The organism is Methyloversatilis sp. S146-33, from assembly GCF_059552495.1.
Genome location: NZ_JCANOT010000009.1, coordinates 1 through 20,251, shown reverse-complemented (window position 1 = coordinate 20,251; position 20,251 = coordinate 1). Strand labels below are relative to the sequence as shown.

23 protein-coding genes are annotated in these 20,251 nt (G+C 67.0%); 18 read left to right on the top strand and 5 right to left on the bottom strand.

All coding sequences use genetic code 11. From position 1 onward, the window contains the following. Positions 1 to 4: 4 nt before the first annotated feature. The 4 genes from iscA to AC51BJ_RS00460 form a co-directional block, all read right to left on the bottom strand. Positions 5 to 328 carry an iron-sulfur cluster assembly protein IscA gene (iscA, locus tag AC51BJ_RS00475; protein WP_019916657.1) on the bottom strand — a complete coding sequence of 108 codons (324 nt, stop codon included), beginning with the start codon at positions 326 to 328 and terminating at the stop codon, positions 5 to 7. Between the two features lie 10 nt (positions 329 to 338). Then, entirely contained in the window at positions 339 to 719 is a 381-nt protein-coding gene (gene erpA / locus AC51BJ_RS00470; RefSeq protein ID WP_496278977.1) for an iron-sulfur cluster insertion protein ErpA, read from the bottom strand. An 11-nt stretch (positions 720 to 730) separates the two neighbouring features. Then, a complete protein-coding gene (gene iscU / locus AC51BJ_RS00465) occupies positions 731 to 1,135 on the bottom strand; it encodes a Fe-S cluster assembly scaffold IscU (RefSeq protein WP_019916659.1) in 405 nt (134 codons plus the stop codon). 64 nt (positions 1,136 to 1,199) lie between these two features. Beyond that, positions 1,200 to 2,408: an IscS subfamily cysteine desulfurase gene (locus tag AC51BJ_RS00460; RefSeq protein WP_019916660.1), complete on the bottom strand. Its 1,209-nt coding sequence runs from the start codon at positions 2,406 to 2,408 to the stop codon at positions 1,200 to 1,202. A 302-nt stretch (positions 2,409 to 2,710) separates the two neighbouring features. Between AC51BJ_RS00460 and rsxA the strand changes: the two genes are divergently transcribed. The 10 genes from rsxA to AC51BJ_RS00410 all read left to right on the top strand — a co-directional run bounded on the left by rsxA (position 2,711) and on the right by AC51BJ_RS00410 (position 11,940). Continuing rightward, positions 2,711 to 3,301: an electron transport complex subunit RsxA gene (gene rsxA, locus AC51BJ_RS00455; protein WP_425763288.1), complete on the top strand. Its 591-nt coding sequence runs from the start codon at positions 2,711 to 2,713 to the stop codon at positions 3,299 to 3,301. 118 nt (positions 3,302 to 3,419) lie between these two features. Further along, a complete protein-coding gene (locus AC51BJ_RS00450) occupies positions 3,420 to 3,956 on the top strand; it encodes an RnfABCDGE type electron transport complex subunit B (RefSeq protein WP_425763287.1) in 537 nt (178 codons plus the stop codon). A 3-nt stretch (positions 3,957 to 3,959) separates the two neighbouring features. Then, positions 3,960 to 5,456 (top strand): electron transport complex subunit RsxC, encoded by a 1,497-nt coding sequence (gene rsxC, locus AC51BJ_RS00445; protein ID WP_496278976.1) that lies wholly within the window; start codon positions 3,960 to 3,962, stop codon positions 5,454 to 5,456. After that, positions 5,453 to 6,526 (top strand): RnfABCDGE type electron transport complex subunit D, encoded by a 1,074-nt coding sequence (locus AC51BJ_RS00440; protein ID WP_496278975.1) that lies wholly within the window; start codon positions 5,453 to 5,455, stop codon positions 6,524 to 6,526. Before rsxC ends, AC51BJ_RS00440 begins: the two co-directional genes overlap by 4 nt. Continuing rightward, on the top strand, positions 6,523 to 7,158 hold the full coding sequence (gene rsxG, locus AC51BJ_RS00435; protein ID WP_496278974.1) for an electron transport complex subunit RsxG: 636 nt from the start codon (positions 6,523 to 6,525) through the stop codon (positions 7,156 to 7,158). The genes AC51BJ_RS00440 and rsxG overlap by 4 nt, the downstream gene beginning before the upstream one ends. Further along, positions 7,158 to 7,835: an electron transport complex subunit E gene (locus AC51BJ_RS00430; protein ID WP_430435226.1), complete on the top strand. Its 678-nt coding sequence runs from the start codon at positions 7,158 to 7,160 to the stop codon at positions 7,833 to 7,835. The genes rsxG and AC51BJ_RS00430 overlap by 1 nt, the downstream gene beginning before the upstream one ends. Positions 7,836 to 7,856: 21 nt before the next feature. Next, entirely contained in the window at positions 7,857 to 8,138 is a 282-nt protein-coding gene (locus AC51BJ_RS00425; protein WP_496278972.1) for an RnfH family protein, read from the top strand. Next, on the top strand, positions 8,128 to 9,750 hold the full coding sequence (locus AC51BJ_RS00420) for a nitroreductase family protein (protein ID WP_496278971.1): 1,623 nt from the start codon (positions 8,128 to 8,130) through the stop codon (positions 9,748 to 9,750). Before AC51BJ_RS00425 ends, AC51BJ_RS00420 begins: the two co-directional genes overlap by 11 nt. Positions 9,751 to 9,791: 41 nt before the next feature. Continuing rightward, positions 9,792 to 10,598, top strand: a complete 807-nt coding sequence (locus tag AC51BJ_RS00415) for an ankyrin repeat domain-containing protein (RefSeq protein WP_496278970.1) — start codon at positions 9,792 to 9,794, stop codon at positions 10,596 to 10,598. Positions 10,599 to 10,683: 85 nt separating this feature from the next. Beyond that, positions 10,684 to 11,940 carry a putative Na+/H+ antiporter gene (locus AC51BJ_RS00410; protein WP_496278969.1) on the top strand — a complete coding sequence of 419 codons (1,257 nt, stop codon included), beginning with the start codon at positions 10,684 to 10,686 and terminating at the stop codon, positions 11,938 to 11,940. A gap of 7 nt (positions 11,941 to 11,947) precedes the next feature. On the opposite strand, the gene AC51BJ_RS00405 is transcribed toward AC51BJ_RS00410, so the two are convergent. Continuing rightward, positions 11,948 to 13,642 (bottom strand): sigma 54-interacting transcriptional regulator, encoded by a 1,695-nt coding sequence (locus AC51BJ_RS00405; RefSeq protein WP_496278968.1) that lies wholly within the window; start codon positions 13,640 to 13,642, stop codon positions 11,948 to 11,950. A 380-nt stretch (positions 13,643 to 14,022) separates the two neighbouring features. Here AC51BJ_RS00405 and AC51BJ_RS00400 point away from each other — a divergent pair, with 380 nt between their 5' ends. The 8 genes from AC51BJ_RS00400 to AC51BJ_RS00365 all read left to right on the top strand — a co-directional run bounded on the left by AC51BJ_RS00400 (position 14,023) and on the right by AC51BJ_RS00365 (position 19,940). Next, positions 14,023 to 14,949, top strand: coding sequence for a catechol 2,3-dioxygenase (locus AC51BJ_RS00400; RefSeq protein ID WP_496278967.1), 927 nt, complete (start codon positions 14,023 to 14,025; stop codon positions 14,947 to 14,949). A 10-nt stretch (positions 14,950 to 14,959) separates the two neighbouring features. After that, positions 14,960 to 15,205 carry a phenol hydroxylase subunit gene (locus tag AC51BJ_RS00395; RefSeq protein WP_496278966.1) on the top strand — a complete coding sequence of 82 codons (246 nt, stop codon included), beginning with the start codon at positions 14,960 to 14,962 and terminating at the stop codon, positions 15,203 to 15,205. Between the two features lie 42 nt (positions 15,206 to 15,247). Then, positions 15,248 to 16,240, top strand: coding sequence for an aromatic/alkene monooxygenase hydroxylase subunit beta (locus AC51BJ_RS00390; RefSeq protein WP_496278965.1), 993 nt, complete (start codon positions 15,248 to 15,250; stop codon positions 16,238 to 16,240). Between the two features lie 9 nt (positions 16,241 to 16,249). Beyond that, the gene (locus AC51BJ_RS00385) at positions 16,250 to 16,519 is read left to right on the top strand and encodes an MmoB/DmpM family protein (protein ID WP_430435217.1); all 270 of its coding nucleotides are present in this window, start codon (positions 16,250 to 16,252) and stop codon (positions 16,517 to 16,519) included. A gap of 98 nt (positions 16,520 to 16,617) precedes the next feature. Continuing rightward, on the top strand, positions 16,618 to 18,171 hold the full coding sequence (locus AC51BJ_RS00380) for an aromatic/alkene/methane monooxygenase hydroxylase/oxygenase subunit alpha (RefSeq protein WP_430435216.1): 1,554 nt from the start codon (positions 16,618 to 16,620) through the stop codon (positions 18,169 to 18,171). A gap of 13 nt (positions 18,172 to 18,184) precedes the next feature. After that, positions 18,185 to 18,544, top strand: coding sequence for a phenol hydroxylase subunit P4 (locus AC51BJ_RS00375; RefSeq protein WP_304011688.1), 360 nt, complete (start codon positions 18,185 to 18,187; stop codon positions 18,542 to 18,544). After that, entirely contained in the window at positions 18,544 to 19,602 is a 1,059-nt protein-coding gene (locus tag AC51BJ_RS00370; protein ID WP_496278964.1) for an NADH:ubiquinone reductase (Na(+)-transporting) subunit F, read from the top strand. Before AC51BJ_RS00375 ends, AC51BJ_RS00370 begins: the two co-directional genes overlap by 1 nt. Positions 19,603 to 19,604: 2 nt before the next feature. After that, complete coding sequence (locus AC51BJ_RS00365) at positions 19,605 to 19,940, top strand: 2Fe-2S iron-sulfur cluster binding domain-containing protein (RefSeq protein WP_496278963.1); 336 nt, start codon at positions 19,605 to 19,607, stop codon at positions 19,938 to 19,940. Positions 19,941 to 20,251: the final 311 nt, after the last annotated feature.

Here is a 20,251-nt window from a genome sequence, read left to right as displayed (position 1 = left end):
GGCGTCAGACGCCGAAGCTTTCGCCGCAGCCGCAGGCCGACTTCACGTTGGGATTGTTGAACTTGAAGCCTTCGTTCAGGCCTTCGCGTACGAAGTCGAGTTCGGTGCCGTCGAGGAAGGGCAGGCTTTTCGGGTCGACCAGCAGGGTCACGCCGTGGCTGGCGAACTGGATGTCCTCGGGCTGCAGCGCGTCGGCGAACTCGATTGCGTAGGCGAGGCCCGAACAGCCGCTGGTCTTGACCGCGAGACGCAGGCCGACGCCCTGACCCCGCTTGACCAGACTTTTCTGCACGTGGCGCGCGGCCGCTTCACTGAGCGTGATGGTCATGTCCGTCACCTCACATCGAGAAGGAGCTGCCGCAGCCGCAGGACGAGGTCGCGTTCGGGTTGCGGATGACGAAGCGCGAACCTTCCAGGCCATCCTCGAAGTCGATCTCGGCGCCCATCAGGTACTGCATGCTCATCGGGTCGACCAGCAGCGTGACGCCGTCGGTGACGATGGGCGTGTCGTCCTCGTTCACCGCCTCCTCGAAGGCGAAACCGTACTGGAAGCCGGAACAGCCGCCGCCGGTGACATAGACGCGCAGCTTCAGCGCCGGGTTGCCCTCTTCGGCGATCAGGTCGGCGACCTTGGCGGCCGCGGCTTCGCAGAACTTGATTGGCGACGGCAGGGGCAGGGTGGTGGCCGGGGCGACGGAACTTTCGGCAAGCGAACTCATGGCGTGTCCTTTCAGGCGGCTTCGACGGTGTCGGGGGCGGTCTGCCGGGTGCGGTAGTCGGCCACGGCCGCCTTGATCGCGTCTTCGGCGAGGATGGAGCAGTGGATCTTCACCGGCGGCAGCGCGAGTTCTTCGGCGATTTCGGTGTTCTTGATCGCCAGTGCCTCGTCCAGCGTCTTGCCCTTGACCCATTCGGTCACCAGCGAACTCGACGCGATGGCCGAACCGCAGCCGTAGGTCTTGAACTTGGCGTCCTCGATGACGCCGTCGGCGCCGACCTTGATCTGCAGCCGCATCACGTCGCCGCAGGCCGGCGCGCCGACCATGCCGGTGCCGATGCCTTCCTCGTCGGTCGAGTAGGAGCCGACGTTGCGCGGGTTGTCGTAGTGATCCAGCACCTTGTCGCTGTATGCCATGGTTGTTCTCCGTTCAGTCGTTGTGGAGGAAGGTGTTCAGTGCGAGGCTCTCAGTGCGAGGCCCTCAGTGAGATGCCCACTGCACGGTCGACAGGTCGATGCCGGCGCTGTGCATGTCCCACAGCGGCGACAGCTCGCGTAGCTTGCGCACCGCGGTCGACACCTGTTCGATCGCCGAATCCACCTCCTGCTGCGTGGTGAAGCGGCCGATCGAGAAGCGGATGGAGCTGTGCGCCAGTTCGTCGCTGCGGCCCATCGCACGCAGCACGTAGGACGGTTCCAGGCTGGCCGAGGTACAGGCCGAACCCGACGACACCGCGATGTCCTTCATGCCCATCAGCAGCGATTCGCCTTCGACGAAGTTGAAGCTGATGTTCAGGTTGTGCGGGACACGACGTTCCATGTCGCCATTGACGAACACCTGGTCGAGCGCGCTCAGCCCGCTCAGCAGGCGGTCGCGCAGCATGCGGATGCGTTCGTTCTCGGCGCCCATGTTCTCGCGCGTGAGCCAGTAGGCCTCGCCCATGCCGACGATCTGGTGCGTCGGCAGCGTGCCCGAGCGCATGCCGCGCTCGTGGCCGCCGCCGTGGATCAGCGCCTCGATGCGCACGCGCGGCTTGCGGCACACGTAAAGCGCGCCGATGCCTTTCGGGCCGTAGGTCTTGTGCGCCGACAGCGACATCATGTCGATCGGCAGCTCGTCCAGATCGAAGGCCACCTTGCCGGTCGCCTGCGCGCCATCGACGTGGAACAGCACGCCCTTGTCGCGGCAGATCGCACCCAGCGCCGCCACGTCCTGGATGACGCCGGTTTCGTTGTTCACGAACATGACCGAGGCCAGCACGGTGTCGGGCCGCAGCGCGGCGCGGAAGGCCTCGATGTCGATCAGGCCGTTCTCCTGCACGTCGAGCAGCGTCACTTCGCAGCCGCTGCGTTCCAGTTCACGCACCGTGTCGAGCACCGACTTGTGCTCGGTTTTCACGGTGACGACATGCTTGCCGCGGCCGGCGTGGAACTGCATCGCGCCCTTGATGGCCAGGTTGTTCGACTCGGTGGCCCCCGAGGTCCAGACGATTTCGCGCGGGTCGGCGCCGACCAGCGCGGCCACCTGTTCGCGCGCCAGTTCGACCGCCTCTTCGGCGGCCCAGCCGTAGGCGTGCGAGCGGCTGGCCGGGTTGCCGAAGTTGTCGAACAGCCAGGGCAGCATCTTGCCCACCACGCGCGGGTCGACCGGGGTGGTGGCGGCGTAGTCCAGATAGATCGGGCGATTCATGTCGGCATCTCCTGCATGAGGGGGTTGCATCCCTCTCAGCAAGTTGCGGGCCGGTTTTGAAAATTGATCTGGATCAACCACTTGTGGATTTTCGACAGGCGCATGTCCGGCTGTCGCGACAGCGCCTGTCGAGTTTGTCGCGTTGCCGACGCGGTCGCCGTGTGCGCATGCGTGCGCACGTGTACGCGCGGGGGCGGGTCGCGTGCGATCACAACAGCACGCGCTCGCCACGAGGGGCCGGACGCGGCCGTGATGGCGTCATCTGGCACAGCGCATGCATTGAGGCCGGTCAGGAGGTGGCTATGCGCGATGTACTGATGACCCTGATCGGCCTGGTGCTGGTCAACAACGTGGTGCTGGTCCGCTTTCTCGGGCTGTGCCCCTTCATGGGCGTGTCGAAGAAGATCGACAGCGCCTTCGGCATGGGTCTGGCCACCACCTTCGTGATGACGCTGTCGGCGATGGCCGCCTGGGCGCTCGAACACGCCTTGCTGCTGCCTTTCGGGCTCGGCTATCTGCGCATCCTCGCCTACATCGTGGTCATCGCCGCCGTCGTGCAGTTCGTCGAAATGGCCATGCACAAGACCTTGCCCGACCTGCATCGCGTGCTCGGCATCTACCTGCCGCTGATCACCACCAACTGCGCGGTGCTCGGCATTCCGTTGCTGAACGCCCAGGCCGGTCATGGCCTCGGCATGAGCGTGCTCGGCGGCTTCGGCTCGGGTGCCGGCTTCACGCTGGTGATGATCCTGTTCGCCGGCCTGCGCGAACGACTGGCGCTGATGCGCGTGCCGGAAACGTTCGCCGGCCCGCCGGTTGCCTTCATCACGGCCAGCCTGCTGGCGCTGGCCTTCATGGGATTCACCGGCCTGGTGCCGGCGGGAGGGCACTGATGGTCCGCACGCTCCATGGGTTCGCGCACGGCCGCTCGTGCGCGGCCACCTCGGCCGGTGGCACGCCCCTGTTTGCTGCGGCTTCACGCACGCGTTGCACGGAATGGGAGGTTGCACGATGGAACAGATGATTACCGCGGTCATGAGTCTGACCGCGATCGGCTCCGGGCTCGGGATCGTGCTCGGTGTGGCGGCGCGACGCTTTGCCGTCGAAGGCGACAGCCGGGTGAAGGAAGTCGAGGACATGCTGCCGGCCGCCAACTGCGGTCAGTGTGGCTTTCCCGGCTGTGCCGGTGCGGCGGAGGCCATCGTCGCCGGCACCGCGTCGCCCACCTGCTGCCCGCCCGGCGGCAAGGTGGTGGCGCTGGCGATTGCCGAGCATCTGGGCATCGCGCTCGACGCCGACGAGGTCGACGACGTGCCCTTGATCGCGGTGATCGAGGACGCGCTGTGCATAGGCTGTACCAAGTGCTACCGGCTGTGTCCGTCGGACGCCATCATCGGCGCGATGAAGCAGTTGCACGGCGTGTTCGAGGACGCCTGCACCGGCTGCAACCAGTGCGCCGAAAAGTGCCCGACCGGCGCCATCACGATGCAGCCGCTGCCGCTGACGGCCGGCACCTGGATCATGCCGAAACCGGCGCTGGCGGCCTGAGCCATGGCACACATCGTCATTCCGCCGATACGTCGACTGCTCCAGCGCTGGGGCGTACATCCTGACAGCCACAAGTTTCCCGCGGCGACACTGGACATCGTCGACGCCGGACTGCCGCCGGCGCTGGTGATCCCGCTGTCGCAGCACTCCGGTGCTCCGGCCCGGCCGGTGGTGAAGATTGGCGACACCGTTTTGCGCGGCCAGCTGATCGCAGAAGCCGGGGGGCGCATTTCAGCGCCGCTGCATGCACCGACCTCCGGCGTCATCGCCGCCATCGGCGAAGCCACGATGGCGCATCCGGCCGGTCTGTGTGGGCCGGCGATCACGCTGCATCCGGACGGACTGGATCAATGGACGGAGCGACACGCCGAGCCCTATCCGATCACGCTGGCGCCGGACGAGATCACGCGCCGCGTTGCCGCCGCGGGCATCGTTGGTCTGGGCGGCGCCAGTTTTCCGTCGGCGGTCAAGCTGGAGCTGGGACGGCGCAGCCAGATCGACACCGTCATCCTGAACGGCAGCGAATGCGAGCCCTATCTGTCCTGCGACGACCGGCTGATGCAGGAATGCGCGGCCGACATCATCGAGGGCGCACGCCTGATCATGCGATCGACCGGCGCGCAGCGCGTGCTGGTGGGCATCGAGGACAACAAGCCGGAGGCGGTTGCGGCAATGAAGGTGGCTGCGCACCCCTTTCCCGAGGTGTCGGTGGTGCGCATTCCCAGCCGCTACCCGATGGGCGCTGACCGCCAGCTCATCCAGACGCTGACCGGCATCGAGGCGCCGGCTGACGGTCGCGCAGCCGATGTCGGCATCGTGGTGCACAACGTCGGCACCGCTTACGCGGTACAGCGCGCGCTGCGCCACGGCGAGCCGCTGACTGAACGCGTGGTCACCGTGGCCGGCGGTGCGGTGACGGCGCCGCGCAATCTGCGCGTGCGTCTGGGTACGCCGCTGTCCTGGCTGTTCGAACGCTGCGGCGGTCTGCGTGGAGTACCGGCGCGTGTGGTGGTCGGCGGTCCGATGATGGGCGTCGGCGTGCCGGACATCGACACGCCAGTGGTCAAGGGCTCGAGCGGCGCGCTGGCGCTGACCGCCGCCGAAGTCGGCGAGCGCGAGCCGAGCGCCTGCATACGCTGCGGCAGCTGTGTGAGTGCCTGTCCGGTCGGGCTGATGCCGCTGGACATGGCGGCGCTCATCCAGGCCAACGAGCTGGGCCGCGCCGAGGACATCGGCCTGGGCGACTGCCTCACCTGTGGTGCCTGCGGTTTCGTATGCCCGTCGCGCATTCCGCTGGTGCAGTACTTCAACCACGGCAAGGGCGAGCTGTGGGCGCGCGAACGCGAGGGCCGCAAGCTTGACCGGGTGCGCGAACTGACCGAGGCGCGCGCTGCCCGCGTCGAGCAGGAGGCGCGCGAGAAGGCCGAGGCACACGCCCGGCGCAAGGCCGAGCGCGCGGCGGCCGCCGCCGAGGCGGCCCGCAAGGAGACCACGGCATGAGCACCCCGATACACGCGTCACCGCATGCGGTGGCTTCGCGTACCAGCGGCCAGATCATGGGTCTGGTCATGCTGGCGCTGCTGCCGGCCACGCTGGTCGGCTTCTGGCAGTTCGGCTGGCCGGCCTTCTGCCTGTGGACGGTGACCGTGCTCTCCTGCGTGCTGTCGGAGGCGATGTGCCTGCGCTGGGCCGGGCGGCGCGTCATGCCGGTGCTGTTTGACGGCTCGGCGGCGCTGACCGGGTGGCTGCTTGCGTTGTCGATGCCGCCGTGGGCGCCCTGGTGGCTGGGCGCGCTGGGCGGCGTCATCGCCATCGTGATCGCCAAGCAGGTGTTCGGCGGTCTCGGCTGCAATGTGTTCAACCCGGCCATGGTCGGGCGCACCGTGCTGCTGGTGTCCTTCCCGGTGCTGATGACGCAGTGGGTCAATCCGCAGATGCTGAGCCAGGGCACAGATCTGGCGCAGGCGGTGAACATCGGCCTGTCGGGAGGTGTGCCGGACGCTTTCACCAGCGCTTCGCTGCTCGGCAACGTGAAGACGGAGCTGGGTCGCGGCACCGTGCTGGCCGAGGCGATGTCCGGCTTCGCCACCGCTCAGGGCGCATCGGGCGAACGCGCCGGCAGCCTGGGTGAGACGGCGTCGCTGTGGGTGCTGCTGGGCGGACTGTTCCTGGTGGCCAAACGCGTGATCGGCCTGCGCATACCGCTCGGCTTCCTGGTTGGCCTTTGCCTGCCGGCGGCGATCGCGCACGGCGCGGCCCCCGACCACTATCTGCCGCCGCTGGCCCACCTGCTGTCGGGTGGCGCGATGCTCGGCGCCTTCTTCATCGCGACCGACTATGTCACCTCGCCCAGCGCACCGTTCGGGCAGTGGATATTCGCGCTCGGCGCCGGCCTGCTGACCTGGCTGATCCGGACCTGGGGCGGCTATCCCGAGGGCGTGGGTTTCGCCGTGCTGCTGATGAATGCGGTGACCCCGGTACTCGATCTGTGGGCGAGGCCGCGCATATTCGGCCGCAGCATCCGTGGCAAGTCGCTACCGGCGCGACGCGTGCAGGAGCTGCCGCGATGAGCGAACGACGCATACCCGATGCCGTGTGGTTTCCCGGCCTGTCGCTCGGTGTGGTGATGCTGGTGACCACCGCGGTGCTCGCGTTCAGTCACAGCGCGACCGCCGAGCGCATCGAACAGGCGGCCGCAGACGACACCCGACAGCAGCTTGAGCAGATCTTGCCCGCCGGCTACGCGGACAACAATCTGCTGACCGACACGCTGCAGCTGACCGGCCCCGACGGCGCTCCGCTGACCGTGCATCGGGCGCGCAAGGGCGGCGCACTGCAGGCGGTGCTGTACGAAACGTCGGGCAACGGCTACGGCGGGCGCATCGTGCTGCTGATGGCGGTCGACCTCGCCGGCCGCGTGGTCGGCGTGCGGGTGACCAAGCATACCGAGACGCCGGGCCTGGGCGACAAGATCGAGGTCGCCCGCAACGACTGGATACGGTCCTTCGACGGCAAGTCGCTGCAGCAGCCGGAGCCCGCCCGCTGGGCGGTGAAGAAGGACGGTGGCGTGTTCGACCAGTTCGCCGGGGCGACCATCACGCCGCGTGCGGTGGTCGGCACGGTCAGGAAGGGCCTCGAATTCTTCGCCGCACACCGTGCCGAGCTGATCGGTGACGCGGCGCCCGCCGGAGGAGGACAGTGATGAGCGACAGCCCGGACGTGAAGGCCGTCATGCGTGACGGCGTATGGGACAACAATGCGGTGCTCGGTCAGATGCTGGGGCTGTGCCCGACCATGGCGGTGACCAGCAGCGCCACCAACGGACTCGGCATGGGGCTGGCGACGACCGCCGTGCTGCTGATGTCGAACGCGCTCATCTCGTCGCTGCGGCACTGGGTCAGCGACGAGGTCCGCATCCCGGTATTCATCGTGCTCATCGCCGGCATGGTGACGCTGGTCGATCTGTGCCTGAACGCGTGGTTCCACGACCTGTACAAGGTGCTCGGCATCTTCATCGCGCTCATCGTCGTGAATTGCGCCGTGCTCGGACGGGCGGAAGCGTTCGCGTCGCGCCACGCGGTCGCGCTTTCGGCGGTCGATGGGCTGGCCACCGGGCTGGGCTTCACGCTGGCGCTGACGCTGATGGGCGCGGTGCGCGAGGTGACCGGTGCCGGCACGCTGTTCGCCGGTGCATCGCTGCTGCTCGGTCCGCAGTTCGCCTTTCTCGAAACGAAGGTGGCGGACGCCGGGGCGCTGTTCATGATCCTGCCGCCCGGCGGCTTCCTCGTGCTGGGGCTGCTGATCGCGGCGCGGCGCCGCCTGCAGCACTGGTCGGAATCGCGCCAGCCGGCCGCCTTGCCGGCAGCTGCGGCGCAGTGAGGACTCGATGAGGACGACGCGATGAAGATAGGCGTGGCGTGGGTCGGGCCGAACGACCGCGTGTGGATGCAGGTGGAGGTGCCGGACGGCTGCACGGTGGCCGATGGCATCGCGCGTTCCGGAATTCTGGAGCGCTACCCCGACATCGACATCGACAAGGCCAAGGTAGGCGTGTTCGGCAAGGTGGTGAAGAAGGACGCCGCGCTGCGCCCCGGCGACCGCATCGAAATCTATCGCCCCATCATCTGCGACCCGGAAACGGTGCCGCGGCGCAACGGTGCCGATGACGACGATGACGAATGAAGACGTGAGCGCACGCAGCCGCGTGCGTGACTATCACCGTCGCACCATCCACCGCTACGCTGCCTACGCCGCCGGCCCGGAAACGCTGGACTGGGACGCGCAGCCGGCGCCCTTCCGTCACTACGAGGGCGCGCCGCGGGTGGCGTTGCCGCTGGCCACCGACGATGACAGCCCGGTCGCTGCGCGCTTGCGTCTTGACTGGCGCATGCTCGACACCGGTCTGCCGCCCTTGCCGTGCACGCTGGCCGCGCTGGGTGCGCTGCTGCATCTGGCGCTGGGCCTGACCGCCTGGAAGTCCACCGGCCCCGACCGCTGGGCCGTGCGCGCCAATCCGTCGAGCGGCAATCTGCATCCGGTCGAGGGCTGGCTGTTCGCGGTCGGCGTGCCGGGGCTGGCGGACGGCCTCTGGCACTACCTGCCCGAAGTGCACGCGCTGGAACTGCGCGCCGCTTTCGAGCCGGGTGGTGCGCCCGGCCTGCACCTCGCGCTCAGTTCCGTCATGTGGCGCGAGGCGTGGAAGTACGGCGAGCGCGCCTTCCGCTACTGCCAGCTCGATGTCGGTCACGCGACGGCCGCACTGCGCAATGCGGCGGCCGTGCTCGGCTGGTCGCTCGCCGTGCAGCCGGTTCGCGTCGACCTGTTGGCGGCAGCGCTGGGGCTCGATCGTCTGCCGGATTTTCCGGCGCGACGCGAGCAGGCGACCGAGGTGGAAGAGGCGGAACTGCTGTTCGGTGTGGGCGTCGGCCACGTGCCCGGACCTTTGCCGGTGCGCACGGTGGAGCGCTGGCACGGGCGGGCGAGCACGATAGACGCGCATCCGATGTACCGCTGGCCGGCGATCGACGAGGTCGCCGACGCGACGCGCGATGCCTTGCCGCGTGGCGAACTGCCGGCGCCGACGCGTGAGGTGGCCGCGCCCTGCGGCCGCTCGGTCGGTCATGTGCTGCTCGGCCGGCGCAGCGCGCAACGCTTCGACGGTCGTCACCTGATGGCGCGCGACGACTTCGACGGCCTGCTGCAACGGCTGCAGCCCTGTCGCGCCGCGCCGTGGGACGCATTGCCCGACGACCGCCGCATCGATCTGCTGCTGTTCGTGCACCGGGTCGACGGCCTCGCGCCCGGCGTCTATCTGTTGCCACGCGGTCCGGCCGGGGGCGGGGTGCTGCCGCTGCTCGCTGCGCTGTATCCGCTGACGCCCGTCGACGGGCTGCGCAGCGACCTGCGCCTGCTCGCCACGATGGCGCCGCCGGCGCTGGCGCGGCTGGCGCGCAGCCTGCACTGCCACCAGGACATCGCGTCCACCTCCTGCTTCGCACTCGGCATGCTGTGCGAGTTCGATGCCGCGCTCGATGCATCGCCGGCGGCCTACCGCGCGCTGCACCGTCAGGCCGGCCTGATCGGCCAGCAGCTCTATACCGAAGCCGAAGCGCTGGGTCTGCGCGGCACTGGCATCGGCTGCTTCTTCGACGACGCGGTGCACGAGCTGCTCGGCCTCGAAGACGAGCGCTTCCGCACGATCTATCACTTCACGATGGGCCGCGCCGTCGACGACGCGCGCATCGAAACCACGCCTGCCTACGCCGGCGCCGAACAGGAGCCGATGGCCGCATGAGGTCCGTCAGGACGTCGGCGCGTCGGCTGGAGGGCAGAACAGTGAGCACGACCTACCGCCGCATTTCCGCCGCCCAGGCGGCCGATCTGATCGCCCGCCACCGCAGCGGCCGCCTGCCGGCGCTGGCGCTGTTCGATACGCGCGATCGCGCCAGTTTCGAACGTGCCCACATCGACGGCGCACGCCACCTCAGCGATGCGGTGTTCGGCGAGGTGCTGCAGACGGTGGCGCGACCGACGCCGGTGCTCATCTACTGTTACCACGGCAATGCCAGCCAGAGCTGGGCCGAGCGCTTCAGCGACTTCCGCTACCCCGAGGTGTACAGCGTCGATGGTGGCCACGCACCGTTGGCGAACGCACTGGACCGGCTGGCGGTCGGCCGCGACGGTTGCGCGCTGCCGCCGGACGCGTCACCGGCGCTGCGCGCGCTGATCGAATCGAATGGCTTCGATCCGCGCAATCTCGATGGCGCGATCGCGCACGGGCTGACGCCGCTGATGCGCGCCGCGCTCGACGGCGAGGCGGCACGGGTGGACGAACTGCTGGCGGCCGGCGCCGACGTCGGCTGCCGTAACGCCGACGGGAACAACGCGCTGTGGCTGGCCTGCGTCGGCGGCAACGTCGATGTCGTGCGCGCGCTGGCGGGCGCTGGCATCGATCTGGACAACCGCAACGACACCGGTGCCACCACGCTCATGTACTGCGCGTCGAGCGGCAGGCACGCACTGCTTGCGCTGCTGCTTGATCTGGGGGCGGACCCGCTGCTGCGTACCGACGACGACTATGTCGCCGCCGATCTGGCATCGACCGTCGAGTGCCTCAAGCTGCTGCGGCACACCATCGCATGAGCACCCCGACGAGGGCAGCTGCCGGCGTCAACGCACGACGCGTACGCCCGCCTTCATTCCAACCCCGACAAAGCAAGGATTCCCGATGACTCCGGGCACGCTCCAAGCGGTCGGCACTGCGCTGTTCGCGGTGGCCGTTGCACACACCTTCCTGACCCGGTATTTCGAGCACCTCGCACATCTGCAGCCCGGTCATGCCGGCATCTGGCATCTGCTCGGCGAGGTCGAAGTGGTGTTCGGCTTCTGGGCTTTCGTGCTGCTGGCCTTCATGGCGCTCACCGGTGGTGCCGGCAGCGCAGCCGGCTATCTGGAAGCGCTCGACTACACCGAGCCGGCCTTCGTGTTCGTCATCATGGTGGTGGCAGCCAGCCGGCCGGTACTGGAACTGTGCAAGGCGGGCGCACGCATGCTGGCGCGCTACATTCCGGCGGCCGACAGCGTCGCCTTCCATTTCGTCTGCCTGTCCGTGCTTCCGCTGCTCGGCTCCTTCATCACCGAGCCGGCTGCGATGACGCTGGCGGCGCTGATGCTGCGCGACAACGTCTACAGCAGGAAGATTTCGCACCGCCTGAAGTACGTCACCCTGGGCGCGCTGTTCGTGAACGTGTCGATCGGCGGCACGCTCACCCATTTCGCCGCGCCGCCGGTGCTGATGGTGGCTGGCAAGTGGAACTGGGACATGGGGTACATGCTCGGCCACTTCGGCTGGAAGTCGGCGATCGCCGTGTTCGTCAACGCCGGCGTGGCAACGCTGCTGTTCGCGCGCGAGCTGAAGTCGCTGCACGTGGATACGCGCAGCAGCGACCGCACCGTGCCGCGCGCACTCATCCTTCTGCATGTGTTCTTTCTCGCCGGCATCGTTTACTTCGCGCACCATCCGGTGGTGTTCGTCGGACTGTTCCTGCTCTTCCTCGGTGTGGCCGAGGCCTACCGGCATTACCACGACCGGCTGATGCTGCGCGAGGGCCTGATGGTGGGCTTTTTCCTCGCCGGCCTGGTCACGCTGGGGGCGCTGCAGCAGGGGTGGCTGCAGGCCGCGCTCACCGGCATGGACAGCACGGCGCTTTACTTCGGCGCCACCGCGCTGACCGCGATCACCGACAACGCGGCACTGACCTACCTGGGTTCGCTGGTCGAGGGCACAGACGAGGCCTTCAAGTACTCGCTGGTGGCCGGTGCGGTGACCGGCGGTGGGTTGACGGTGATCGCCAACGCGCCCAATCCGGCCGGGTTCTCCATCCTGCGCGGCCATTTCGACGACGAGGCGATCAATCCGCTCGGCCTGTTCGTGACTGCGCTGCCGCCGACCATCGTCGCCATCCTGGCTTTCCAGCTGCTCTGAGTACGCGCTATGAATCAGCCGCTTCGGCTTCGCCCTCGGTGCGCTGCAGCCGGTAACTGAGTTTGGGCCGCGACATGCCGAGCCGGCGCGCGGCGCGCGCGATGTTGCCGCCCTCCTGATCGACGCAGGCCTTCATCAACTGCTGTTCGAGTTCCTCCAGCGGAATGCCGGTGCGCAGGATCTGCTCGACCAGCTGCTCGCGCACCGCGTCGCCGCAGCCTTCCTCCAGCTTGCCGCAGGCGGAAATGCCGGATTCGCGCGCCAGCACCGCTTCCAGCGACAGGAAGAGGTGGTGCGCCTCGATCCAGCCCTGCTGCGGCGCCAGCACGACGCCGCGCTCGATCACGTTTTCCAGCTCGCGCACATTGCCCGGCCAGTGGTGGGCGTGCAGGGACTGGAAGCCCTTGTCCGACACGCCCTGCACGTGCTTGCCGTGCTGGCGGTTGAACTTGGCGACCAGTGAATCGACCAGCTGGCGCAGGTCGGCCAGCCGCTCGCGCAGCGGCGGGATGTGGATGGGGTAGACGTGCACGCGGTAATAGAGGTCGGGGCGGAAGCGGCCTTCCTTCACCGCCTGCGCCAGATCGACGTTGGTGGCGGCGACCACCCGCACGTTCACCTTGCGCGTGCGCTCGTCGCCGAGGCGCTCGATCTCGCCCTCCTGCAGCGCGCGCAGCAGCTTGGCCTGGGCGGCCAGCGGCATTTCGCCGATCTCGTCGAGGAAGAGGGTGCCGCCCTCGGCACGCTCGAACTTGCCGGCGCGCGAGGCGTGGGCGCCAGTAAAGGCGCCCTTCTCGACACCGAACAGTTCCGATTCGATCAGGTCGTGCGGGATGGCTGCGCAATTGACGGCGACGAAGGGCGCGTCCTTGCGCGGACTCATCTGGTGCAGCACACGGGCGAAGCGTTCCTTGCCGACGCCGGTCTCGCCCAGCAGCAGTACGGTCACCGTGGTGCCGGCGGCGCGCAGCATCAGTTCATAGGCGCGACGGAAGCTGGCTGAATTGCCGATCAGGTCGGGTGGGGTGGGCGCGTCGATCGTGTCGTTGCGCTGGGCGACGCCGGTCCAGGCGGCTGCTGGAAGGTGGGCGATGCGGCTCTCCGGCTCGAAGTAGCGGGCGTACTGCTCGCCGTCCTCCCATTCCTCGACCGGCTTGCCGATGATGCGGCAGTTGTTGGCGCCGCAACAGGCGCATTCGGTTTCCTTGAACAGCACCATGCGGCCCATGAAGGCCGAGGTGTAGCCCGAGGCGTAGCCGATCTGCATCCAGCACACCGGGTCGGCGGCCTGACCGAATTCGCGCAGGTGGAATTCCGCTTCCCACGAGTGTTCCCATAGGAACTCGCCGTCGAACTCGCCGCTGCGCACGTCGATATGGATGTGCACCGGCGTCACCTGCACGCTGCCCTCCAGCATGTGCAGCTGCGGGCCGACGAAGAAGGATTCGATCGGGTTCTGGTCCGGCCGTATCGTGCGCGCCAGTTCGGCGTCGCGCATGCCGGATTCGTAACCCATGCGGGTCAGGATGCGGCGCGCCGATTCCGGCCCGACCGACTTGATGAGCTGCGTGCGCAGCGCCGACATCGCGGCGCAATGCATCAGCAGCATGCGATTTTCCGCCAGCCAGATCAGTCCGTCGTCGGCCGAGAACCTGACCAGTCGACGCAGATCGCTGTTGTGCGGGTACTTGAACGTACTCATTGCCCGTGCCTCCTCCAGACCGGTGCTTCATGTTGCGCTGCACAGCGGTTCGGCCGCCGTCTTCTGCAGGGACCGCGTGCGCGATCCCGGCTGCATGGCGTGGCCGGTCTTCTTCCGGTCGAATCGTTCACCAGTTGGTGAACACCTCTTCGGGCGCTTCACCAACTCATCAACCGGCGGACGCGGCGACTGTACTCCTGGCCACCTAAAACCGCAAAATATCGAGATTTTTATCGATTATCGAGTATGGCACGCTTCTTGGATAGGAGAGGGTGCGGCTGACGGCTGCATCCGGTACTTCGGCGAGAGCGCTCTTGCTTCCGTTTCTTCCGAGGTGTTGATGCGCCGCAGCACGCACCACAAAAAGGAGGAGGAAAGCGATGGCAATGACCGGCGTGCTGCGCCCGGGTCATGTCGCCCTGAGGGTGACGGATCTGGAAGCGGCGGTGAAACACTACGGACAGGTACTGGGCCTGATAGAGACCGGGCGGGACGCGCAAGGTCGCGTGTACTTCAAGGCCTGGGATGAACACGATCACCACAGCGTGGTGCTGCGCAAGGCGGATGCGCCAGGCATGGACTACATGGGCTTCCGTGTGGACAGCGAGGCGACGCTGGACCGTCTGGCGGCGGACATCGAAGGCAGCCGCCTGGCCACCGACCTGCAGTGGGTGCCGGCGGGCGAACACCTGCACACCGGGCGACGCTTCCGCTTCACGACGCCGACCGGCCACGCGATCGAGCTGTTCGCGACCAAGGACAAGGTGGGCAACGGCCTGCCTGACCTGAATCCTGATCCGTGGCCGGACGGTCTGGTGGGCATGCAGCCGACCCGCTTCGACCACTGCCTGCTGTATGGCGACGACGTGGATGGCACGGTGAAGCTGTTCACCGAGGTGCTGGGCTTCACCATCGCCGAGCAGGTGATGGGAGGCGACTTGATGGTGGGCGTGTTCCTGACCTGCTCGACCAAGCCGCACGACATCGCCTTCATCCGCAATCCGGAGAAAGGCAAGTTCCACCACTGCTCCTTCATCCTGGATACCTGGAATGACGTGCTGCGGGCGGCGGACATCATTTCGCGCAAGGACGTGTCGCTGGACATCGGCCCCACCCGGCACGGCATCACGCGCGGCGCGACGATCTACTTCTTCGATCCGTCGGGCAACCGCAACGAGGTGTTCTCCGGCGGCTACATCTACTACCCGGACAAGCCGGTTATCACCTGGACCACCGAAGACCTCGGGCGCGCGATCTTCTATCACGACCGCAAGCTCAACGACGCCTTCCTCAATGTGTACACCTGAGGCGAGCGTCATGGCGTCGGCATTCGACCCCTTCCGCAAGTACGTGCGCGTCACTGGCGAGCGCGACGACGGCTTCGTCGAGTTCGATTTCGCGCTCGGCGAGCCCGAACTGTTCGCCGAAATGATGCTCACGCGCGCCGCCTTCGAGGAGTTCTGCGCGGCGCAGGGCGTGGTCGTGCTCGACGCCGCCGGTACTGAACCGGCGTCGCCGGTGTCGGCCCGGCTCAACGACGTACTGAACGGCGGCCCGCGCTGAGCGCGGGTTCGACGGCACAAGAACACATCAGAGGAGACAGGCATGCAGATCGACCTGCGTACCGTATCAATCAAACCCGTGCGCCAGACCTATGGCCACATCGCACAGCGCTTCGGCGACAAGCCGGCGTCGCGCTACCAGGAAGGCAGCTTTGACGTGCAGCCGACCGCCAACTTCCACTATCGCCCGACCTGGGACCCGGACCGCGACATCTTCGACGTCACGCGCACGCAATTGAAGATGAAAGACTGGTACGCGTTCAAGGATCCGCGCCAGTACTACTACGGCGCCTGGACGCTGGCGCGAGCACGTCAGCAGGACACGGCCGAATCGAACTTCGACTTCGTCGAGTCGCGCAACCTTGGCGCCTTGTTGCCCGATGACGTTCGCCAGCTGGCACTCGACCTGCTGCTGCCGCTGCGCCACGTCGCCTGGGGTGCCAACATGAACAACTCGTCCATCTGCGCCTACGGCTATGGCACGACGATCACCCAGCCCTGCATGTTCCACGCGATGGACAATCTGGCGATCGCGCAGTACCTGACACGCATCGGCCTGCTGCTCGGCGACACCGCCTCGCTGGCCACCGCGAAGGAGCACTGGCTGTACGCCGCCGACTGGCAGGGTCTGCGCCGCTACGTCGAGGACTGCCTGGTGGTGCAGGACTGGTTCGAGCTGTTCGTCGCGCAGAATCTGGTGCTCGACGGCCTCGTGTATCCGCTGTTTTACAAGACCCTGGTCGAGGACGAACTGTCGCTGCGCGGCGGCACCGCGGTCGCCATGCTGACGCAGTTCATGACCGAGTGGTACGCCGAAGCCGCGAAGTGGGTCGATGCGCAGATCAAGACCGCCTGCGCCGAGTCGCCCGACAACGCAGCGCTGGTGCGCGGCTGGGTCAGCGCCTGGCAGGCGCGCGCACTGGAAGCCGTGATGCCGCTGGCGCAACGCGCGTTCGGCGAGCGTGCCGGCGCGGCGCTCGACGATCTCGCCACGCAGTTCGCCGCCCGCGTCGCCAAGTGCGGCGTGCCGGCCTGAGGTCGCGCCATGTCCAAGGTATTCATCGCGCTGCAGACCAACGACGACACGCGCCCGATCATCGAATCCATTCTGGCCGACAACCCGCACGCGGTGCCGGTCGAGTCGCCGGCGATGATCAAGATCGACGCCGAAGGTCACCTGACGGTGAAGCGCGCGTCGGTCTCCGAACTGATCGGCCGCGACTTCGACCTGCAGGAACTGCACACGCACCTGATATCGCTGTCCGGCCATATCGACGAGAGCGACGACGAGTTCACGCTGCACTGGGACAACTGATGGACAACTGATCCCGGCGCACGCGCCGAGGGAGAACCCGGGACACAGACGGCCGCCTGAACGGCCGCACCCGGATCTGTCATTGAGGAGAAACACAGATGGACATGCAGGTACCGAAGAAGAAGCTGGGCCTGAAGGAACGCTACACGCTGATGACCCGTGATCTGGCGTGGGACACCACCTATCAGACCAAGGAGAAGGTGTATCCGTACGCCGACTACGAAGGCATCAAGATTCATGACTGGGACAAGTGGGAAGACCCGTTCCGGCTGACCATGGACGCCTACTGGAAGTATCAGGCGGAGAAGGAACGCAAGCTCTACGCCATCATCGACGCCTACAGCCAGAGCAACGGCCATCTCGGCGTGACCGACGCGCGTTACCTGAATGCGATCAAGATCTTCCTGACCGCGGTGACGCCACTGGAATACATGGCCCATCGCGGCTTCGCCCACGTCGGTCGCGCCTTCCCCGGCGCCGGTGCGCGCGTGGCCTGCCAGATGCAGGCGATCGACGAAATGCGCCACGCGCAGACGCAGATCCACTCGCTGTCGAATTACAACAAGTACTACAACGGCTTCCACGACGCGCCGCACATGTTCGACCGCGTCTGGTACCTGTCGGTACCGAAGAGCTTCTTCGACGACGCGATCACCGCCGGCCCGTTCGAATTCATCGTGTCGGTCGGCTTCTCCTTCGAGTACGTGCTGACCAATCTGCTGTTCGTGCCCTTCGTGTCGGGTGCGGCCTACAACGGCGACATGGGCACCATGACCTTCGGCTTCTCGGCGCAGTCCGATGAGGCGCGTCACATGACGCTGGGACTGGAGTGCATCAAGTTCATCCTCGAACAGGACCCGGCCAACCTGCCCATCGTGCAGCGCTGGATAGACAAGTGGTGCTGGCGCGGCGTGCGCCTGCTGTCCATCGTCGCGATGATGATGGACTACATGCTGCCCAAGCGCGTCATGAGCTGGAAGGAAGCCTGGGAGATCTATTTCGAGGAGAACGGCGGCGCGCTATTCAAGGACCTCGCGCGCTACGGCATCAAGATGCCGGCCTGCGCCGAACAGATCCGCCAGGAGAAGGATCACCTGTCGCACCAGGTGTGGGCCACCTTCTACAACTACGGCGGCGCCACCGACTTCCACACCTGGATGCCGACCGAAGACGAAATGCAGTGGCTGTCGCAGAAGTACCCGGACACCTTCGACAAGTACTACCGGCCGCGCTTCGAGTTCTGGCGCGAACAGCAGGAAAAGGGCAATCGCTTCTACAACAAGACGCTGCCCATGCTGTGCCAGACCTGCCAGATTCCGATGCTGTTCACCGAGCCCGGCGACCCGACGAAGATCTGCTACCGCGAGCGCAGCTACAAGGGCAACAAGTACCACTTCTGCTCCGACCACTGCCAGCACATCTTCGACCACGAGCCGGAGAAGTACGTACAGGCCTGGCTGCCGGTGCACCAGATCTACCAGGGCAACTGCTTTCCCGAGGGCGCCGATCCGACCGCGCCCGGCTTCGATCCGCTGGCCGCGGTGCTGGAGTACTACCGGCTCAACGTCGGTCACGACAACGGCGAGTTCGAAGGTTCGGAGGACCATCGCAACTTCGAAGCATGGCGCGGCATGGCCAAGCGCAACGACTGAGGGGGACGACGACATGCAAGTCGCTGCAGTGAAGGACTACGTCGGCGTGCCGCGCGACGTGGTCGACAACTTCCACGGCAACCAGCTCGTCTATATCGGCTGGGATGATCATCTGATGTTCGCCGCACCGCTGGCCTTCCCCTTCCCGCCGACCATGCGCTTCGGCGACATCGTCGAGAAGGTGCTGCCCGGCGCCTACGGCTACCACCCGGACTGGGCCAGGATCGACTGGTCGAAGGTCGAGTGGATGAAGTCAGGAGAGCCGTGGACGCCGCACTTCAACCGCACGCTGGCGGAGAACGGCATCGGCCACAAGGACGCCATCCGCTTCCGCACGCCGGGCCTGACCGGCATAAAGGGGTCGTGCAGCTGATGGCTTACGCGCTGACCATAGAACCGCTCGGCCAGACGCTGGAGGTCGAGGACGACCAGACGGTGCTGGATGCCTGCCTGCGGGCGGGCATCTGGCTGCCGCACGCCTGCTGTCACGGCCTGTGCGCCACCTGCAAGGTGCAGGTGACCGACGGCGAGGTGGACCACGGCGAGGCGTCCGATTTCGCGCTGATGGACTTCGAGCGCGAGGAGGGCAAGACCCTGGCCTGCTGCGCGCGGCTGCAGAGCGACGTCACCATCGAGGCGGACATCGACGAGGAACCGGACGCGCGCAACATTCCGGTCGAGGATTTCCACGGTACGGTGAGCCGCATCGAACAGCTGACGCCGACGATCAAGGGCCTGTTCATCCGGCTCGACCGGCCGCTCGATTTTCAGGCCGGCCAGTACATCAATCTGGACATCGGCGCCGAGCCGGGCATGTCGCGCGCGTTCTCGCTCGCCAATCCGCCGACCACCGGCGACGAGGTTGAACTGAACATCCGTATCGTGCCCGGCGGCCGCGGCACCACCTGGATACACGAGTCGCTGCAGGTGGGCGACCGGGTGAAGCTGTCCGGCCCCTACGGCCGCTTCTTCGTGCGCGAGTCGGCCGCCAGGCCGCTCATCTTCATGGCCGGCGGCTCCGGGCTGTCCAGCCCGCGGTCGATGATTCTCGACCTGCTGGCCAGGGGCTACGCCCAGCCGATCACGCTCGTGTACGGCGCGCGCAATCGCGCCGAGCTGTACTACCACGACGACTTCGTCGCACTGGCTGCGGCACACGCGAACTTCAGCTATGTGCCGGCGCTGTCCGACGAGGCGGCGGGCAGCGACTGGGCCGGCTTCCGCGGCTACGCGCACGAGGCGGCGCTCGCGCACTTCCGCGAGGACTTCCGCGGCCACCAGGCCTATCTGTGCGGACCGCCGGTCATGATCGACGCCTGCATCAACGCGCTGATGCAGGGCCGGCTGTTCGAGCGCGACATCTTCACCGAGAAGTTCTTCTCGGCCGCCGATGCGCAGCAGGTGCGCAGCCCGCTGTTCAGGAAGATCTGACCATGGGGCGTTCGTACAGCATCGTGCTCGACGGCATCGGCCGCGAATATCTGTGTGCGGAAACGCAGAACGCGCTGCGCGGCATGGAGGCGCTCGGCGGCCGCGGCATCCCGGTCGGCTGCCGCCAGGGCGGCTGCGGCGTGTGCAAGGTGGAGGTGCTGTCCGGCACCTACACCGCTGGCGTCATGAGCCGCAGTGCAGTCAGCGAGGAGGACGAGCGCCGCCGGTGCGTGCTTGCCTGCCGTATCTATCCGACCAGCGACCTGCGGCTCAAGGTGATCGGCAAGATGGTGCGCAGCGTCGAGGCGCTGAAGCAGGAGGCGGCGAAAAAGGGCTGAAGTGGCGAGTCCCTGTGGGAGCGAGCTTGCTCGCGACAGGGCCGCTGCACGCCGCGTGCTTCGATCGCCGCCGAGATCGCGCGCAAGCTCGCTCCCACGGGAGGCTTGCTCGTGCCGCCGACAAGGAGTGCTTCCTGTGGGAGGGGCCTTGGCCGCGACGGGGCGGTCGAGGTTCGGCTACGCCCGCCGTCAGCGCTCGTTCGCCACCTTGCGGCTTGCCGATTTCTGCGCGAACTCCGGGACTTCGGACACCGTGTGAAAGGCCCGCGAGATGTCGGCGGTCAGCCGGCGGCTGCCTTCGTCGGGGTTCC

Excerpts from the sequence above, each read along its gene's own strand:
- AC51BJ_RS00405 (WP_496278968.1), bottom strand. The coding sequence starts at position 13,642 with ATGAGTACGTTCAAGTACCCGCACAACAGCGATCTGCGTCGACTGGTC.
- AC51BJ_RS00370 (WP_496278964.1), top strand. The coding sequence starts at position 18,544 with ATGGCTTACGCGCTGACCATAGAACCGCTCGGCCAGACGCTGGAGGTC.
- iscU (WP_019916659.1), bottom strand. The coding sequence starts at position 1,135 with ATGGCATACAGCGACAAGGTGCTGGATCACTACGACAACCCGCGCAAC.
- AC51BJ_RS00460 (WP_019916660.1), bottom strand. The coding sequence starts at position 2,408 with ATGAATCGCCCGATCTATCTGGACTACGCCGCCACCACCCCGGTCGAC.
- AC51BJ_RS00390 (WP_496278965.1), top strand. The coding sequence starts at position 15,248 with ATGCAGATCGACCTGCGTACCGTATCAATCAAACCCGTGCGCCAGACC.
- AC51BJ_RS00365 (WP_496278963.1), top strand. The coding sequence starts at position 19,605 with ATGGGGCGTTCGTACAGCATCGTGCTCGACGGCATCGGCCGCGAATAT.
- AC51BJ_RS00385 (WP_430435217.1), top strand. The coding sequence starts at position 16,250 with ATGTCCAAGGTATTCATCGCGCTGCAGACCAACGACGACACGCGCCCG.
- rsxA (WP_425763288.1), top strand. The coding sequence starts at position 2,711 with ATGCGCGATGTACTGATGACCCTGATCGGCCTGGTGCTGGTCAACAAC.
- AC51BJ_RS00425 (WP_496278972.1), top strand. The coding sequence starts at position 7,857 with ATGAAGATAGGCGTGGCGTGGGTCGGGCCGAACGACCGCGTGTGGATG.
- rsxG (WP_496278974.1), top strand. The coding sequence starts at position 6,523 with ATGAGCGAACGACGCATACCCGATGCCGTGTGGTTTCCCGGCCTGTCG.
- AC51BJ_RS00450 (WP_425763287.1), top strand. The coding sequence starts at position 3,420 with ATGGAACAGATGATTACCGCGGTCATGAGTCTGACCGCGATCGGCTCC.
- AC51BJ_RS00420 (WP_496278971.1), top strand. The coding sequence starts at position 8,128 with ATGACGAATGAAGACGTGAGCGCACGCAGCCGCGTGCGTGACTATCAC.
- AC51BJ_RS00440 (WP_496278975.1), top strand. The coding sequence starts at position 5,453 with ATGAGCACCCCGATACACGCGTCACCGCATGCGGTGGCTTCGCGTACC.
- AC51BJ_RS00380 (WP_430435216.1), top strand. The coding sequence starts at position 16,618 with ATGGACATGCAGGTACCGAAGAAGAAGCTGGGCCTGAAGGAACGCTAC.
- AC51BJ_RS00375 (WP_304011688.1), top strand. The coding sequence starts at position 18,185 with ATGCAAGTCGCTGCAGTGAAGGACTACGTCGGCGTGCCGCGCGACGTG.
- erpA (WP_496278977.1), bottom strand. The coding sequence starts at position 719 with ATGAGTTCGCTTGCCGAAAGTTCCGTCGCCCCGGCCACCACCCTGCCC.
- iscA (WP_019916657.1), bottom strand. The coding sequence starts at position 328 with ATGACCATCACGCTCAGTGAAGCGGCCGCGCGCCACGTGCAGAAAAGT.
- AC51BJ_RS00410 (WP_496278969.1), top strand. The coding sequence starts at position 10,684 with ATGACTCCGGGCACGCTCCAAGCGGTCGGCACTGCGCTGTTCGCGGTG.
- AC51BJ_RS00395 (WP_496278966.1), top strand. The coding sequence starts at position 14,960 with ATGGCGTCGGCATTCGACCCCTTCCGCAAGTACGTGCGCGTCACTGGC.
- rsxC (WP_496278976.1), top strand. The coding sequence starts at position 3,960 with ATGGCACACATCGTCATTCCGCCGATACGTCGACTGCTCCAGCGCTGG.
- AC51BJ_RS00430 (WP_430435226.1), top strand. The coding sequence starts at position 7,158 with ATGAGCGACAGCCCGGACGTGAAGGCCGTCATGCGTGACGGCGTATGG.
- AC51BJ_RS00400 (WP_496278967.1), top strand. The coding sequence starts at position 14,023 with ATGGCAATGACCGGCGTGCTGCGCCCGGGTCATGTCGCCCTGAGGGTG.